The organism is Acinetobacter sp. 24-47-62 (assembly GCF_056779765.1).
In genome coordinates, this window is record NZ_JBWYIN010000008.1 from 70,990 (window position 1) to 88,434 (window position 17,445).

15 protein-coding genes and 2 pseudogenes are annotated in these 17,445 nt (G+C 39.9%); 10 read left to right on the forward strand and 7 right to left on the reverse strand.

Annotated features, from left to right (window positions below; translation table 11 throughout):
• Positions 1 to 8: 8 nt before the first annotated feature.
• The 7 genes from AC1M87_RS07740 to rplS all read left to right on the forward strand — a co-directional run bounded on the left by AC1M87_RS07740 (position 9) and on the right by rplS (position 6,922).
• Positions 9 to 3,680: a PilC/PilY family type IV pilus protein gene (locus tag AC1M87_RS07740; protein ID WP_481587373.1), complete on the forward strand. Its 3,672-nt coding sequence runs from the start codon at positions 9 to 11 to the stop codon at positions 3,678 to 3,680.
• Between the two features lie 9 nt (positions 3,681 to 3,689).
• The gene (locus AC1M87_RS07745) at positions 3,690 to 4,187 is read left to right on the forward strand and encodes a type IV pilin protein (RefSeq protein ID WP_092766670.1); all 498 of its coding nucleotides are present in this window, start codon (positions 3,690 to 3,692) and stop codon (positions 4,185 to 4,187) included.
• On the forward strand, positions 4,171 to 4,635 hold the full coding sequence (locus AC1M87_RS07750; protein WP_171260680.1) for a type IV pilin protein: 465 nt from the start codon (positions 4,171 to 4,173) through the stop codon (positions 4,633 to 4,635). Before AC1M87_RS07745 ends, AC1M87_RS07750 begins: the two co-directional genes overlap by 17 nt.
• Before the next feature lie 144 nt (positions 4,636 to 4,779).
• Positions 4,780 to 5,037 (forward strand): 30S ribosomal protein S16, encoded by a 258-nt coding sequence (rpsP, locus tag AC1M87_RS07755; RefSeq protein ID WP_035264308.1) that lies wholly within the window; start codon positions 4,780 to 4,782, stop codon positions 5,035 to 5,037.
• A gap of 18 nt (positions 5,038 to 5,055) precedes the next feature.
• The gene (gene rimM / locus AC1M87_RS07760) at positions 5,056 to 5,604 is read left to right on the forward strand and encodes a ribosome maturation factor RimM (RefSeq protein WP_035264305.1); all 549 of its coding nucleotides are present in this window, start codon (positions 5,056 to 5,058) and stop codon (positions 5,602 to 5,604) included.
• A gap of 26 nt (positions 5,605 to 5,630) precedes the next feature.
• A complete protein-coding gene (trmD, locus tag AC1M87_RS07765) occupies positions 5,631 to 6,371 on the forward strand; it encodes a tRNA (guanosine(37)-N1)-methyltransferase TrmD (protein ID WP_092766672.1) in 741 nt (246 codons plus the stop codon).
• 179 nt (positions 6,372 to 6,550) lie between these two features.
• The gene (gene rplS, locus AC1M87_RS07770; RefSeq protein WP_004787066.1) at positions 6,551 to 6,922 is read left to right on the forward strand and encodes a 50S ribosomal protein L19; all 372 of its coding nucleotides are present in this window, start codon (positions 6,551 to 6,553) and stop codon (positions 6,920 to 6,922) included.
• A gap of 60 nt (positions 6,923 to 6,982) precedes the next feature.
• Here the strand turns inward: rplS and AC1M87_RS07775 are convergent.
• The 7 genes and pseudogenes from AC1M87_RS07775 to AC1M87_RS07805 all read right to left on the reverse strand — a co-directional run bounded on the left by AC1M87_RS07775 (position 6,983) and on the right by AC1M87_RS07805 (position 14,986).
• A pseudogene (locus tag AC1M87_RS07775) lies at positions 6,983 to 7,962 on the reverse strand (esterase/lipase family protein).
• Between the two features lie 143 nt (positions 7,963 to 8,105).
• Positions 8,106 to 9,083: pseudogene (locus tag AC1M87_RS07780) on the reverse strand (lipase family alpha/beta hydrolase).
• 228 nt (positions 9,084 to 9,311) lie between these two features.
• Positions 9,312 to 10,286, reverse strand: coding sequence for an esterase/lipase family protein (locus AC1M87_RS07785; protein ID WP_180028916.1), 975 nt, complete (start codon positions 10,284 to 10,286; stop codon positions 9,312 to 9,314).
• A gap of 158 nt (positions 10,287 to 10,444) precedes the next feature.
• Entirely contained in the window at positions 10,445 to 11,434 is a 990-nt protein-coding gene (locus tag AC1M87_RS07790; protein ID WP_481593375.1) for a lipase family alpha/beta hydrolase, read from the reverse strand.
• A gap of 221 nt (positions 11,435 to 11,655) precedes the next feature.
• Positions 11,656 to 12,639, reverse strand: coding sequence for an esterase/lipase family protein (locus tag AC1M87_RS07795; protein ID WP_092766675.1), 984 nt, complete (start codon positions 12,637 to 12,639; stop codon positions 11,656 to 11,658).
• A gap of 282 nt (positions 12,640 to 12,921) precedes the next feature.
• Entirely contained in the window at positions 12,922 to 13,908 is a 987-nt protein-coding gene (locus tag AC1M87_RS07800; RefSeq protein WP_481590089.1) for an esterase/lipase family protein, read from the reverse strand.
• A 37-nt stretch (positions 13,909 to 13,945) separates the two neighbouring features.
• On the reverse strand, positions 13,946 to 14,986 hold the full coding sequence (locus tag AC1M87_RS07805; RefSeq protein WP_481593376.1) for a lipase secretion chaperone: 1,041 nt from the start codon (positions 14,984 to 14,986) through the stop codon (positions 13,946 to 13,948).
• A gap of 146 nt (positions 14,987 to 15,132) precedes the next feature.
• Between AC1M87_RS07805 and truB the strand changes: the two genes are divergently transcribed.
• The 3 genes from truB to AC1M87_RS07820 all read left to right on the forward strand — a co-directional run bounded on the left by truB (position 15,133) and on the right by AC1M87_RS07820 (position 17,425).
• Complete coding sequence (truB, locus tag AC1M87_RS07810) at positions 15,133 to 16,038, forward strand: tRNA pseudouridine(55) synthase TruB (RefSeq protein WP_481593377.1); 906 nt, start codon at positions 15,133 to 15,135, stop codon at positions 16,036 to 16,038.
• Positions 16,039 to 16,050: 12 nt separating this feature from the next.
• Complete coding sequence (locus tag AC1M87_RS07815; protein ID WP_481593378.1) at positions 16,051 to 16,818, forward strand: sulfite exporter TauE/SafE family protein; 768 nt, start codon at positions 16,051 to 16,053, stop codon at positions 16,816 to 16,818.
• Positions 16,819 to 16,966: 148 nt separating this feature from the next.
• Positions 16,967 to 17,425: a hemerythrin domain-containing protein gene (locus AC1M87_RS07820; RefSeq protein WP_035264279.1), complete on the forward strand. Its 459-nt coding sequence runs from the start codon at positions 16,967 to 16,969 to the stop codon at positions 17,423 to 17,425.
• Positions 17,426 to 17,445: the final 20 nt, after the last annotated feature.

Below are 17,445 nucleotides of genomic sequence, written 5' to 3' on the forward strand. Positions count from 1 at the left end.
GATGTGTTGTGAATAAAAAGATAAAGAATCATTTTACAAAAAAGATGATTGCGCAAAGTATTGCAGTCGTGATGGCATTGGGTGCGATCCCAATGCAATTGAGTGCCAGTGATCTACAAATTTATCAAAATCCTGTAGCAAAAAATAATCCGATTATCATGTTGGCGATTGATAACTCGATGAGTATGAGTGCAGTAGATGCAACTTATAAAGGTCAAAGTGTTAGCCGTTTAAATGCCTTAAAAAACTCATTGGTAGATGCCTTAAATGCAAAGGACTTATCAGGAAATTATCGTATTCCAGATAATGTTTATATTGGGGTGTCGGTGTTTACGTCAACGGGTGAAATAGGGACAACAGAAGATTGGTTAAGCTATGGTGAAAATGCTCGTTCATCTAAAATCTTACTAGAAGCAAAACAACTTACACCTGCTCACCGTACGGATTTAATCAATAAAATTAATAGTATTGGAGCCGTAGGTAGTACGCCCACACCACTATTACTCTCAGAAACTTATGCGTATTTACTAGGAAATCGTACCTTTGGGGCTAACCTAAAAGGCATCGATTTACTTCCTTCATCTAAATATTCTAATTATAGCCGTGGTTTATCTGGAGCATCATTTGCGCCAGCGGACATTCGCAAAGCGGATGGTAGTTATAGAGCGCCACTCAACAAGTTGAATAACAGTGATGCCCAATGTAGTACGCAAGGTGTTTTTTTCTTAACAGATGGGGCGCCAGTTGGTTTGAGACCAAAGACGGTACTCCCTGTCATGCAAAATGCGTTGGCAGATGACAGCTTTACTTGTGAAGGCTCGCCCTTAAAAGATGTCTATTACAATTACGGTAATGCCAAAGGTGCCAGTGGTGCCGCGACCTTCAATGGCGAGTTTAAGGAAATGGCGACGCAGCCATATCGTTTTTATGAAGATGATATTGGTAATGCTGTGTCAGCCAATCAAACCACCTGGCAAAACCGTAGTTCATGGGCTTGTGTGGGTAAGATGGTTCAGCGTTTGGCAAATCAAACACAGATGACCAGCGATGCGAATCAGAAGCGTGTTTATACATCTACTGTAGGTTTTGGTCCCTTATTCCAAAAGCATCCACGAGAAACCTGTCGTGATTATGACAATGACGGTCTATACGATCATTGTACTTTTGATAGTAGCTATACAGGTTCTGGAAATGACATTTCCAATAGTATGAATGCTCAAGCATTAAAACAGTTGGGGAATGTGATTGGTAAAGGGGATACCTACGGGACTCGCCAAGAAATTGGGGGGTATACCCAAGCGACTTCTGGTGAAGATATTCAGAATGCATTGAATACCTTCTTGGTTGCCGTCTCTCACGGTAACTTTGAGGCTGCTAGTTTCGGTACTTATGTGGTGCCATTTGACCGTTTATCAACAAGTTCAGCATATCCTTATGTGTTCGCACCTCAGTTTCAACCACAGGTGAGCACAGCAAATTCGGTATTGGCTTCCACACATCAATTATGGTTAGGGAACTTAAAGAAATACAGTATTAACGCTCAAGCTGTGATGATTGATCGTGCGGGGAAAGAGGTACTTGATCGATCAGGTGCCATACGAACCAATACGCAGGATTTTTGGAACAATACTGGAATAGATGATGGTTTGAGTGCAATTCAAGGGGGCGTGTTCTCTCGGATTGCCACACCTTCACCACTAGCAGGTGTTACTGCTACAGACAAAATAAAAACGCGCCCTTTATTCACCAATGCAACGATTGCCACAACGGGTGATCAAGCAAAACGATTGGTAGGTTCTGAGAATGGACAACTGACGAAATTAACGACACAGAATGTGCTAGCCGCGACCTATATTGATTCAACCAAGTCGGGGTGGCGACAAAATGTATATCAACCCTATTTACTGTCGGCTTTGGGTTATCGACTTGATAAAAACTACTTAAGTAGCTTACCTGCTGGATACATTTGGAATGATCTAAATAAGGTTAAAGATCTTAAGGTGATGCAGCAAATGGGAGGCGTTGTTCACTCGGAACCATTGTTGGTGACGCTCGAAGCAAAATATAACGCGGGGTCTGGTACCATTTTAGCGAATACCCGTAATGCGACTCATCGAAAAGATTACGTGGTATTTGGGACGATGCAAGGATTATTGCATGTTGTGGATCAAGAAACTGGTGAAGAGGCATTTAGTTTCTTAGCTCATGAAATGGTTCAAGATCCAAGTCGACGAGACGCGTTACTTGAACAGTCCAATACATTATTGTCATCTGCGCATCCTATTTATGGCATGGATGGATCATGGACTTCAGATGTTCAATATAAGATTGATCAGAACAACAATAAGTTTATTGCTGCGAAAGCCAACATTTATGGTGGTATGCGCATGGGTGGGCGTAGTTATTATGCCTTGGATATGAAAAATCCGAACCAACCTGAATTACTTTTCCATGTTGATCCAAGTTCTGGAACGATAAAGAGTAAATCAACATCAGTGAGTGGCACAAATCAATCAGATGCCTTAAAAGCTATGGGATATAGTTGGTCTAAACCTACCATTGCTAAAATTCGTTTTGACGGCAAAGTTAAAACGGTCATGATTGTGGGTGGTGGCTATGATATGGCCTATGAAACGGATGGTTATCAGCCTCAATCTGCATTAACTGGTCAACGAGCTAATCAAGGGGCGGGCGTCTATATTTTTGATGCTGAAACAGGCGAATTATTGTGGAATGCACGCTATGGCAACCAATCGAATCAAACCAGTGTTGATGTTAAGCATGCTGAGATGAAATATAGTGTGGTCAGTCAAATTAAAGCATTTGACCGCAATACGGATGGTTTGATCGATCACCTATATTTTGGTGATTTAGGTGGGCAAGTGTGGCGCGTCGATCTCAATAATCGTCTTGGAACGAATACAACCGCGTTTGGACGAGTGACACGTCTTGCTGATTTTAGTGCGTATCACCAACGTTTTTATGAAATGCCTGCTTTGACCATCCATGATCTGAATGGTGAGCGATTTGGTGCGGTGAGTATTGCGTCAGGAAATCGCAGCTTTCCATTAAATACCAGCAATATTTATGACAATCGAGTCTATGTGTTACATGATTATGACTTGGCACAACCGAATTTGTTTCAAGCGAATTTTGCTAAAACACAAAACCTTACCGAAGCTCATTTAACTGCATGGTCTAATTTATCAGGTACAACAGTGCCACATCTGATGAACCGTAATAAGCGTGGTTGGTTCTATGTGTTGCAACGAACAACGGCTAAAAACGAAACAGCGAATACTGGTACAGTTAAAGCATTAAATGGTTATATTGCGATCGCAAATAGTCCAAGTCATTCAGATTTATATGTGTCTTTATACAATCCAAATGATGCATCGTCACAACAACCGAACCAATGTACTGGGGGCATTAAAGGAGCAAGTCGTACCTTAAAGCTTTGCTTGCCGTATGGTGTTTGTGGAGATGCTGGATCAACGTCTAATCTTCAAAATAAAATTGTGGCAGAAATCTCAGACACTAAGTCTGATGGGATTAGTAAGCTAAACAGCGTACCTATTGTCCAGAATGGTAAAAAGAAAACGACTTTGCTGGGCGGTGGTTATACCAACTACATCACAACCAAAGTGCTGAAAGCTTATAACTGGTTTGAGCGTCAGTAGGTGGTTACCATGAATCAAAAAGGTTTTACGCTGATTGAGTTGATGGTTGTTGTAGTGATAATTGCCATATTGATGACAATCGCAGTGCCATCATACCAAAGTTATTTAAAACGTAATGCTGCTGCACAGGCTCAGCAAGAAGTATCCAAAATTATTGAACAACTTGAACGCTATAAAAGTCGCAGTTTTTCCTATCGAGGTTTTGATGCGAAGTATATTTACGATCAAGATACATCAATGACGAGTATTTCCCTGCCTGATGCGAAGAAACCAAAATATGTGATTAGTATTGCCGATATCAGTGAAAAAACACCTAAAACCTTATTAAGTTCAGATCAGGGCTTGGGACGGGCATGGGGGATTCGAGCTGTACCAACGCAGACAGACTATGATGCGTTTTTGGCGACGAGTCAGGGTATTCGTTGTAAAACAGAATATTTGGTGGAAAATGACTTAAAAGAAGTCAATGCATATACAGGATGTGGTGCAAATGCAAAACAATGGTAATTCAGGATTTACTTTAGTAGAGATCATGATTGCAGTGGTCATCATTGGAATTTTAGCCATGATTGCCTATCCGTCCTACCAAGAATATGTTCGTAAAACTAAACGTGTCGAAGTAAAAACCACATTGGCAGATATTGCAGCTCGACTTCAGCACTATCAGGTTGCGAATTACAGTTATATTAAATCGGATGGCAAAGCAGTCACGTTGGCTGAATTGGGATTTCAGACCAATGCGCAAAATCGAGTTGAAGTTCCGCATTATGATCCTGTCTATACGGTTGGTATATCAGATGTAACCAACAACAGCTGGGTGTTGAGTGCAGTGCCTGTGAGTGGAAAATTGATGCAAACAGATGGTCACTTTGTCATAAATGAAGCCAATGAAAAATGTTGGGTGAAAGCAGCTTCTTGTACACCTTCTTCAAGTACAAACTGGGATGGAAAATAAATTTAAATTCAAAAATGTGGATAAATAATTTTTGAGCTTTCAATCGGATCAAAGTTCACGTAAAATACTGCCCTCTATGAAAGGGGTTTGAAATGTATCGATGGTCGGTGCAGGGATAATCCGTAAAAACTATAAGGTTCTATCATGGTTGTTATTCGTCTTGCACGCGGTGGTGCTAAAAAACGTCCGTTCTATCAAATCATCGTGACTGATAGCCGTAATGCACGTGACGGTCGTTTTATCGAACGTATCGGTTTCTTCAACCCTACAGCTCAAGGTAAAGCAGAAAAACTTCGTTTAGATGCTGATCGTTTCGCTCACTGGGTTGCTCAAGGTGCTCAACCTTCTGAACGTGTTGCTTCATTAGCTGCTCAAGCTAAAAAAGCTGCAGCTGCTGTTTAATACGGTAGAAGCTAGCCCATGACACCAACACAGAATGTTCCCGAAGATCGTATTCAGATTGGACAGCTACGTTCAGCTTATGGATTAAATGGGTGGCTCTGGGTCTATTCCAATACAGAACCTATGAGCAACATATTTGACTATCTGCCTTGGTACATCGAGACCAAAGCAGGTTGGCAAATTGTAGATGTGAAACGTTGGAAGCCACATGGTAAAGGCTTAGTTGTTTCGCTGAAAGGTGTGAGTGATCGTACTGCAGCAGACAATTTAGTTGGCGCAAATATCTGGATTTCTAAATCGCAACTGCCTCAACCAGGCGTGGACGAGTATTATTGGTCTGATCTAAAGGGTCTAACAGTGTTAGGTCTTGATGATGAAGAGCAAGAAGTCAATCTTGGTCAAATCCACGAGTTGTTTGAAACAGGTGCTAACGATGTGATGGTAGTTCGCGCAACTGCTGACAGTGTCGATGGCGAAGAGCGAATGATTCCATGGCATAAAGATGTGGTGCAACGCGTTGATCTCGAAACTGGTCGTATCTATGTCAATTGGGGCGTAGATTACTAATATTTTCGGAAATACGGGAGTCTGCGATGTTTTTTGCAGTCATTACGCTTTTTCCTGAAATGTTTGAAGCGATTACAAGTTTTGGTATTAGCGGTCGCGCAGCGAAACGCGATTTAATGCAAATTCATTGTATTAATCCTCGTGATTTTGCAACAGGGAACTACAAACGAGTGGATGAGCGTCCATTTGGTGGTGGTCCTGGTATGGTGATGATGGCTGAGCCATTGGCAAAAGCAATTCATCGTGCCAAAGAGCTTGCAACGCAAGCAGGTGCTGTTCATGTACCTGTGGTGTATATGTCGCCACAAGGTAAAACCTTAAATGAACCTTCAGTACAAGATTTCGTGCAATATGACGGATTAATTGTATTGTGTGGTCGTTATGAAGGTGTTGATGAGCGTTTGATCCAAAAATATGTTGATCAGGAATGGTCCATAGGGGATTACGTTTTATCTGGGGGAGAACTGCCTGCGATGGTTTTATTGGACAGTATTATTCGGAGACTTCCGGGTGCAATGTCTGATGAACAATCACACGTTCAAGACTCATTTGTAGATGGTTTACTCGACTGTCCGCAATATACAAAGCCTGATCATTTTGAAGGTTTGGATGTGCCTGAGGTACTAAAATCAGGTCATCATGCAAATATTGAAAAATGGCGTTTTTTGCAGCGCTATCAACGAACGCTTGAACGTCGACCTGAATTGGTTGAAAAAGTTGAGTTGACTAAGCAGCAAAAGAAATGGCTCAAAGATTCGCAAAAATAAATCTTTTAGATTTATTTAAGCAAATATGACCTCAAGCATATTGCTTGAAGTATTAAATAGGCTCTTTATGCATTGAAGCGGTCAAGCATAAAGGGAAAGTCAATCGGGTCTATGCGCCTTAGCCTCTAGCCCCAGTGGATATCAGACCTCTTCTGACCCACACATATTGGAGATACCCCATGAGCGGTAAGCATCCTTTAGTACAAGCTGTAGAAAATGCTCAGCTTAAACAAGACATCCCAGCTTTTGCACCAGGTGACACAGTAGTTGTCCAAGTAAAAGTAAAAGAAGGCGACCGTGAACGTTTACAAGCGTTCGAAGGCGTTGTAATCGCTAAGAAAAACCGTGGTTTGAACTCTGCGTTCACAGTACGTAAAATTTCTAGCGGTGTTGGTGTTGAGCGTGTTTTCCAAACTCATTCACCAATCGTAGCTAAAATCGAAGTTAAACGTCGTGGTGACGTTCGTCGTGCTAAACTTTATTACCTACGTGAACTTTCTGGTAAAGCTGCACGTATTCGTGAAAAGTTACCAGCTCGTAAACAAGGTTAATTTTAGCCTTGCTTCGAAGCAAAAAAATGCGCCTTTTGGCGCATTTTTTATGATCAAAACTTACAAACCTTGAATCTTCAAACGATTGGCATGTTGTCTAAAGATTGATACTGGATCAGGAGCAAAGAAGCCTTTAAGCCCAAGTATTTGATTGACTTCATCAAAATGATTTAAGTTGTAATTATCACGAATTACTTTGCCGTATTTAGCACTACAAATAGGCACGAGACCATCGTGATTGCGTTCATTAGGCATAATCGCTGTCCCTAAGACAACAATTGCGGTATCTAAAATATCGAGAACATTGGTCACCTTTGAAGAACCAATCCAAGAATAATGATATACGCCGTTAGCCGTTTGTGATGAACCGTTAGAATTACAGTCTTTAGGGATCGCAGCAGAAGGGAACTTTTGATTAAATTCTAAAGAACCTTTTACAGAAAGATCATACATGGATTGGTCGTAATTAACGCTAAGACTTGGATTACCTTCCATAATTGAAATTGCAGGTGCCAAAATATCACCAATAACTAATTTTGCTACACTATTAAGCACTTTACTATTTACGAAAGTATCTCCTAGGGGAGAGCCCTTAATACTGCCTGCAACAGCAGTTAGAGAAGCAACTTTCTTAGGAGCAATGGCTTCAACGTAACGTACAGTAGGTCCTCCATGACTATGGCCGATCAAATTGACCTTGTCTTTACCCGTAATAGCTAAAGCTGTTTCCACTTGTTGTAACAGTTGCTCACCACGAACCACAGTTGATTCGACAGGAGACATTTGAGCGACAAAACACGTGCACCATTTCGTGCGAGGTCAGGGGTAATTTGATAGAACTGATCTAAACCGAAATGTTCTGTACCAATGCGGCTAAAACCTAATGCAAAGCCATGGGCCATTACAATAGGGTACTTAGTTTGCGCATAATTGGTATTTACGTATTTAGCTTCGACATCGATCAGGCCGGAAGCATATGTAAGTTGAGATAATCCTACGAGACTTAGCAGAAGTGCTGGGATCATTTTTTTTGTTTTCATTTTTTCTTCCTTAAAAAGACAATATTTATTGTCAAAAAATATTGTAAAGAAAAACTAAACAAAAATAAGATAAATCCGACTAAATGTTGATCATTATTGAACTGAAAAGAAAGGGTGAAAAATTCACCCTTTGTGTTTAGGTTTTATAGCCCTTGGAGTTTAAGTCGATTTGCATGCTGACGATAAATATCTACAGCACTTGGTGCAAAAATGCTTTTTAAACCGAGTAGATGGTTAATTTCATCTAAATGATTCCATTTATAATTATCACGAATGACCTTGCCAAATCGAGCGGAGCAACGCCCTACAATTCCATCTCCATCTTTTTCAGCCAAAAGAGAAGAAGCTAACATGCCATAATCAGATGGATCTAAAGCGGTATTAAATGGAGAGTTACCCATAAATGAATAATAATGAGTATTGTTGACACGATAAATCCCTTCGCCACATTGGGTTGTAGGTACACCATTTGGAAAATTCTGACTAAATTGGAGTGATTCTTTCGTTCCTAAACTTTGTAGGGCTGCTTTAGCATCATAAGGAAAGACTTTTGGATCAAGACCAGATGCGAATGTAATCACTGGCGATACCAGATTGTCAAAAATCGCGCGTGCAGGTGCTTCTAAAATATTACCTACCAGAACACCTTCTAGTATATCAGCCATTCTTGCTCCTTGATTTCCAGAAGCAATTGTCGTAACAGATGCGACATGATCAGGTATAACACCTGCAATATATCGAACAGTCTGACCACCATGACTATGTCCGATTAAATTCACTTTTTGCTTACCGGTAATGGCAAGTATCTCTTCAACTTAACTCAGTGCTTGTTCGCCTCGCACTTCACTTGAGTTCATCGTTGAAACACGTGTTTGCCAGATGTTTGCACCATTTCGAGCAAGATCAGGAGTGATCTGATAAAAGTAGTCAACACTGACCATACTACCAAAGCCAAATAAGCCATGGGCAAGCACAATAGGGTATTGGGTTTGTGCATAATTTGATTTAGGTGTTTTGACGGTATGGTTAACGGCTAAATCTTTAATTTGCGTTGAGGCTTGTGCAACAGGAAGAAAACATGAACCTATGCATAGGCTCATGACTAATTTTTTTAGTTTCATTTTCGATACTCATTCAGTGATTCGTTTATTTTTATGATTCAGGCGATATCCATCGCCATAATTTAAGATACTAAGATTGTGATTTAAGTCTATAAAAAAGAGATAAAGTGCAAATTTATTGATATAAATTGGATGGGTGACTCATTTATAGGATAGATATGTCATGCTAATGAGGGCTATTTAAACAGTCTGGACCCATCTAGAGATGAGTGCAGACAAAAAAATATATTAGAGACCTTGTTGTTTAAGGCGATTTGCATGTTGACGATACATCGAGACTGGATCTGGCGCAAAGACACTTTTTAAACCAAGCACTTGATTGACTTCATCTAGATGATTCCAATTGAGATCATCACGGATGGTTTTACCGAATTTCGCACTACAGCGTGAAACTAGACCATCATTCTCTTGACCACCATCAATTAATAAACTGGTAATTTTTAAAGCTGAGTCTACATCAAGTGGGTTTGTGACCGTTCCGATACCCGTAAAGGAATAGTTATATATTCCTTGTTCACGATATAAACCTTCAGAGCATGAGTTTTGAGGAACGCCTATAGGATATTTTTGATTAAATATTGCTGATCCTGCTAAGCTCAAACTATTAGCTCCCGCAAGTGAGTCATGAGGGAAGGATACTGGATCAAGTCCCTGTGCCCAAATAATAGCTTTAGACAGTAGATTGACTACAGCCACAATAGGTGTTTCAAGGATTGGTGCTGTATCACGAATTTTTAATATAAAATCAGACACTGGTGAGCCTTGATGTGGCGCCCCAATCGCTGTCATTGATGCGACTAATTCAGGTCTTACACCTGCGACATATCGAATTGTGGGCCCGCCGTGAGAGTGACCGATTAGATTGACCTTAGGCGATCCAGTGAGTGCAATGACTTCTTCAACTTGATGTAAAAGTTGCTCACCCCGAATTTCTGATGAGTTAAATGGCGATACACGGGAAGCCCATACATTTGCACCGTTACGGGCGAGATCAGGTAAAATTTGATACCAATAATCTACACCGAGTGGATCAGTGCCAATACGGATAAAACCAGACATTCCGTGACTAAATACGATTGGATACTGGGTTTTTGCATAAGTAGTTTGAAATTTTGAAGTCACTTGTTCAGGTGCTGTAGCAGCGTAACTCGTGCCAATTAAACATGCGAAAGAGAGGCATGTCCCCAAAATAAATTTTCTCATCTCTATTCCTTAGATGGATTGAAATACTCGACAATTTCCGTTGTCACAATAAGAGTATAGCGAAGCAAAAGGAAAGAAAAGTGGATTTAAACTTTAGGGAACAATTTTTAAGATAAGCCTCCATAATTTCGTGATGAGCGTATGGAGGCTTGAGAAGATTATAGTCCTTGAAGTTTCAAACGATTTGCGTGTTGTCGATAAACCGATACTGGATCTGCTGCAAAAATGCTAGTCATCCCCATCATTTGATTGACCTCATCTAAATGATTCCAACGGTAATCATCCCGAATCGTTTGTCCGAAGCGAGCACTGCAAACTGGGACTAAACCATCATTTGCACCTTCCTTAGATACAATGAAAGATGCCGCTTGCATTGCATAATCTGATGGATCAAGGGCATTGGTAAACGGTGTATTACCAGTAAATGAATACATACGCATGCCATTGACTTGATATGCACCCTCACCACATTTTGTGGTTGGTACACCCGCAGGGAAACGTTCTGTAAATGCTAATGAGCCTGCTGTAGATAAACTTTTAGCCGAGGCAAGCGAATCATGTGGCAGGCTTTTCGCATTTAATCCTTGTGCCCAAACAATCGCTCCCGAGACAAAATTTATCGCTGTCGCAAGCACAGTATCAAGTCCTGTTCCTTCTGAACGCAAGATAAAGTCTGCCATAGGTGATCCTTTATTCACACCAGCGACAGTGGTCATGGATGCCACATGTTCAGGAATTGTTCCACCAATATAACGTATTGATGGTCCACCTTGACTATGCCCAATTAAGTTCACTTTTTGTGCACCAGTAATGGCTAAAATATCTTCAACTTGTTGAAGCAATTGCTCTCCACGAATTTCGTTGGAGTTGAATGGAGATACTCGTGTAGGCCAGACATTAGCACCATTACGCGCTAGATCTGGCAGGATTTGGTGCCAATAATCTAAACCAAAGCTCTCTGTACCAAGACGGACAAATCCTGTTAGTCCGTGTGCAAATACGATTGGGTATTTAGTTTTTGCGTAGGTATTGTATTTGCCAAGTGTCGAGGTTACAGGTTTCACTTCTAATGCAGAAGCATTAGATAATTGAGTCGTTAAGCAAGCTGCAGACGTAAGTAGGCACGCCATAATTTTGTTGTATTTCATCATCATCCTCAACTTTTTATTATCAAACCCTAATCCTAGAGTTAAATTGATTATAGTGATGTAAATCACATTTTAAATATCGAATAGATGAATGGTAAATTTTTAAGGTTAAAAAAGAGAGGTAGATTTGATCAATGAACTATCTTGATGAAGATTTGAATCTGCTTTCAAATCCAGCCTAATGAATTTGAAAGCAATTACTCAATTAAAGAGCTAGAGATTTAAAGTCCTTGTAATTTAAGGCGGTTGGCGTGCTGTCTATAAACTGCAACTGGGTCAGGAGCAAAAAATCCTTTAATTCCGAACAGCAAGTTCACCTCATCTAAATGATTCCACGGAAAGTCATCACGAATAGTTTTACCAAAATGGGCACTACAAACTGGAACGATGCCATCATTTTTTCCTGCTTTATGAACCGACAAACGGTCAAGTAGAACCATGACAGGGTCACCTAGATCCAAGGCATTCGTAAAAGGCTTGTTTCCTGTCATTGAATATAAATGAATTCCTTTTTCTTGATAAGCACCTTCGCCACAGTGGGTTAATGGTAAACCGAGAGGGAATTTTTGATTAAACAAGGCAGTTCCTTCAACAGATGTACTCACACCAGCGGCCATCGCATCATGTGGGAACGTATCAGCAGGAAGACCTTGCGCCCACATAATGACTTTACCAAAAGTGCTGATGAGAACATTCAGTAGCTCTGATGTTCCTGTTTTATCTGCGATTTTTAATACATCTGACGCGATGATTGTGCCTTTGTTGGCACCGGCTACAGTCATCACCGATGCAACATGTTCAGGCATTACACCTGCGGCATAACGAACAGAGTTTGCACCATGACTATGACCAATCAGATTGAGTTTGTCAGCACCAGTAATCGCCATGACTTCTTCAAGTTGTTGAACATATTGTTCACCTCGGACTTCAGAAGAATTGAAAGGAGACATTCTAGCCGCCCATGTGTTTGCACCGTTTCTCGCTAGATCAGGTAAAATTTGATACCAGTAATCCATGCCTAGACTTTCAGTGCCCAAACGTATAAATCCAACCATTCCATGAGCGAATACAATAGGATATTTCGTTTTGGCATAGTCAGATTTGACACTTGAGACTTTGATCTGTTGAGCTTGAGTAGCATAAGTTGTCGTAGATGTTAGACATAGCGCTGTCACCAGCGAGCCTAGAATGTGTTTTATTTTCATTATTATTCCTAGTTTTTAGTGAATCTATGATGTTCTTCCAGATGAACATACAGAAGACCTTAAAAGATGTTATTGAATGCAACAAGATACAAAAAATGCCAATTTAGCTTGCCGAATTAACATATAAAAAGCAAAAAAGAATCAAAAGTTGAAATAATTAAAGGATTTAATCATTAGCAAATGTGTTCAAAAAGCATTATTTAAATTTGGTCGAGAGTCGCTGATGGTCGGAAAAGCTATTCTGATGAATAGCTTTCCATTTGACTGCGCTATTTTTTGCGTCTAGAGTCCTGTCAGTTTCAAACGATTGGCATGTTGGCGATAAAGTGAAATAGGATCTGGGGCAAATAAACCTCTGAGACCGAACATCATATTAGCTAAATCGGTATGATTTAGTTTGTAATCATCACGAATCACACGTCCAATATGCGTGCTACAGCGCCCAACCATGCCATCATTATCTTTATTGCCATACGCTAAAGGCCCGAGCTGCATTAAAATGGTATCGATATCTAAGAGGTTGGTGGTTTGTGCAACACCAGTCCAAGAATAATAAAAGATTCCGTTGTCCATTGGGCTGCCTAAACGAGTACAACTTGACGCGAGAGCTTTTGTTGGAAAACGTTCATTAAATGCAGCAGAGCCTGTTTCAGTTAATGATTTCATCGAAGCATCAAAGCTGATCGGCATATCAGGACGACCTTGTGCATAAGCAATTAATGGGGGAATGATGTAATCCCCTAAAATATTAAATATTGTTCGAGTTGCTTCATTATTTTGAATTTTATCTGCGACCATAGAACCTCTGAAAGTCCCTCCTACACCAGTAACAGAAGCAACATAGTCGGGTTTTACTGCTGCAACATAACGTACAGTCGGTCCGCCGTGCGAATGACCAATCAGATTGACCTTTTTCTGCCCAGTGATCGCAATTACTTCTTCAACCTGAGAAATTAATTGTTCTCCTCGAAATTCAGTCGTATGAGCAGGTGAGAGTTGTGCTGCAAAAACGCGTGCACCATTGCGCGATAGATCAGGTAAGATTTGATACCAATAGTCAATATTGAATGTTTCATTGCCTATGCGAGACCAGCCTAACCAACCGTGTGTCATCACAATAGGATATTTGGTTTTTGCGTAACTACCGATCTTTGTCTCATTTACTTCGAGTAATCCCGGACCTGCGTGGGCAGTTAATGAGCTTGATAAGCATAGCGTTGTGACGAATGCTAACGTCGTAGGTATCAATTTAAGTTTTAAGTTTTTCATCGTTCTTCCCTGTGAATGAATGTGTTCCTTGAAAAGATTAATCGGCAAAAGGAAGTTGACCGCCTTGATCGTGAACTTGCTCGAATGTTTCTACCCGAAGTTGCTCTTGTGAATTATTAAAATGTTGAGAACGGAGGCGTTGTACAGCTTCCTGCTTTGCACTAGGGCTCATATTACTTTTTACAATGCTGTCACGTTCAGATAAATATTGATTGACCTTGCTTTTCCAATTTGAGCGCTGTCCATCAAGATTTTCTAGACGTTGTGTTGCTTCAGGACCCACTAAGCTGAGACGCATTTGACGAATTTCTTCTGCACTACCACCACGAGCTTTAATTTCTGCAGTTAATTGACGAAGATCTTCGAGTTGAGAAAGTTGTTTTAAATTTTCTTTCCAATCTTCAGGTAGATCATTAAACAGTTCTTTTAATTTATCGGCTTTTTGTTTTTCCGATAAATTTTTATCTTCCATGACACTCATGCGAGCCAAGGTATAATCATGATATTCATCTTCGATACCAAATAAACCTTCAATTTCATAGTCTGAAAAAAATTGTTTACGCAATGATTTCATCTGATTAAAAATAGCTTTGTAATACTGCGCACTTTCTTTGTCATGGTTTGGTGGTGTTAGGTCACCCATTTTTTCACGATATTGAACATAGCGTGACCATAAATCTGTCAGTTGACCTAGTAATGGTTCTTGATAGGTGCTTTGAGCAAATTTAATAAAATCAGCCTTGATTTGCGGAATCTCTTTTTCGCCGTATTGGGTAATAAAAAACTCAAAACAGTTCTTAGTATTTTCATTCACAATCAAACGGTTGGAGTTATCGGTTTGGATTTGACAATTGATTTGAATATCTTGCTGACTTTTACTTGCAAAGCTAGAACCATTCACGGTTGTACTTTGTTGTAGCGCCATATTTTCTGCTTGAATTTCGGCATCTTGTGCTGCTCGTTGTGAGTTTTCAGCAGATTCAGCTGAGTCAGGTTTCAACCATTGAAAGAGAAGGAATAAAACGATCAGACACGCCACAATCAGCAGTGTAATTTTCAATTTAGCTTTTGAATTCATTTCACATCCTATGAAATCATTTAGTTATTATTAATGGTGTAGAATAATTTGCAACAAATGTCTCATTTTATGCATAAAAATTTAATCAATATTCGATAAATGGATTTGATAAAATAGCAGTATTTTACTGATCTGAATATTATCTAATGTCTGCTAAATCTCCAAAAATTACTCGACGTCATATAAGTGGTGTATTTCTACTCAACAAACCTTTGGGGATTAGCTCAAATGCAGCATTGCAAAAAGTGCGTTGGCTCTATCGTGCTGAAAAAGGTGGTCATACTGGCGCTTTAGATCCATTAGCATCAGGCTTACTCCCGATTTGCTTAGGTGAAGCGACCAAGTTTTCACACTTTTTACTGGAATCTACTAAACGTTATCAAACGACGATTCAATTGGGAAATAGTACAACTACAGGTGATGTCGAGGGTGAAGTTTTGCTCGAGGCACAACCGATTGAACTTAACGAAGATAAAATTCAAAGCGTGATTCAGCAATTCGTTGGAGACATTCAACAAGTTCCTCCAATGTATTCTGCTTTAAAGAAAGAAGGTCGTCCTTTGTATGAGCTGGCGCGTAAAGGAATTGAAATCGAACGTGAGGCTCGTCCAATTCATATTTTCGCGATTGAACTGATGTCTTTCACTCAAGATTCAATTACTTTGGATGTGACATGCTCAAAAGGAACGTATATCCGAGTATTGGGAGAGGATATTGCTAAAGCTTTAGGAAGTTATGGGCACTTAACATATTTACATCGTATTCAAACTGGACATTTTGGTATTGTGCCAGAGTACACCATTGAATACTTAGAAAGTCTAACTGAACAACAACGTGAAGCATTGTTGTTACCTGCTTATGCGCCTGTGGATCATTTTCCAAAAGTTCAAGTACCAGAAGGTCGTGCAGAATATTTTTGTCGTGGGATGGAAAGCAATATTGATCATCCTGCCGAATCTCAAGTCCTCGTTTTTGACGAAAAAAAGTGTTTAGGTTTAGCTGAAATTACTGATAAAAAACGTCTAGTTCCTAAACGTGTATTAAATTTATAAGCGAACTCAATTATGGAATTAGAAATCATCCTCAGCCTGATTTTTTTTGCATTTTGCGCAGGCGCAATTGATGCAGCAGTCGGTGGTGGTGGTCTCATTCAGATTCCAGCATTGATGAGTGCTTTTCCTCATATGGCGCCAGCAACATTATTTGGCACCAATAAGCTAGCTGCGGTTGTTGGAACAGCAACATCTGCGTGGACTTTCGCTAAAAAAGTTAAGTTTGAATGGAAGTTATTACTGGTGGTGGCGATATGTGCTGCCATCAGTTCTTTTGCGGGAGCTGCCAGTGTTTCCATGATTCCGAAATCAATCTTGCAGCCCTTTGTCTTGGTGATGCTGATTGTGATGGCAATTTACACATTGTCAAAGAAGGAGTTTGGACAGGTTCATATTGCACAAACGGTAAACACTAAAATTCTGATCCTGGCTGGAATAGGAAGTTTGGCGATTGGGTTTTATGACGGATTATTCGGTCCGGGAACAGGAAGTTTTTTTATTTTTTATTTTATTCGATATTTACAAGTCGATTTTTTGCATGCAGCAGCTTTGGCCAAGATTGGTAATGTGATGACCAATTTAGCCGCTCTTACATTCTTTATTCCTGCAGGCCACATTTTATTTGCAGTGGGTGCCATGATGGCTGTTGCTAATATGATTGGTTCGATTGTGGGGGTGAAATTGGCGCTTAAATACGGTAGTGGTTTTATTCGTATTCTGTTTTTAATTCTGGTATCTATTTTAATTGTTCGATTAAGTTATCAGATGTTCTTAATGTAAACCATTCTCAACATTAAACTTTTTTATACAAATCGCTTCTTAAACCTATCTCGAAGTTATCGACTAAGCTCTTATAGTAAGTTGAGTGTTTTGAAGATCATTCAAGTTTTTCTTTTTTCAAATCATATTTATAAGACAGGATAACAAGATGAATATTTTTGAAGCTTTACGTGAAAGTCATGATGTTCAACGTGAACTTGCTGAGAAGCTGGTTCAAACTTCAGGGGACACGCCAGAACGCCGAACATTATTTGAGCAGCTAAAAAATGAATTGTTTGCTCATGCAGTGGCAGAAGACCGATACTTCTATATTCCACTGATGATGACCGATTCAGGTTTGAATATTACGCGTCATGCATTGGCTGAACATCATGAAATGGACGAATTACTTGAGCAACTCACCGAAACTGAATTCAGTAATCCAGGATGGTTAGCCATCGCAAAAAAATTGTCAGAAACAGTGCATCATCATCTTGAAGAAGAAGAGCATGGCTTTTTTCAGCAAGCAGGAAAAATTCTAGAGGATAAACAAAAAGAGAGTTTGGCTAAAAAATATCAAACTGAATATAAGAAATATAAGAAATTAGATAAAGACAGCTTGGTTTAATCCCATGATAAAAAAGATGG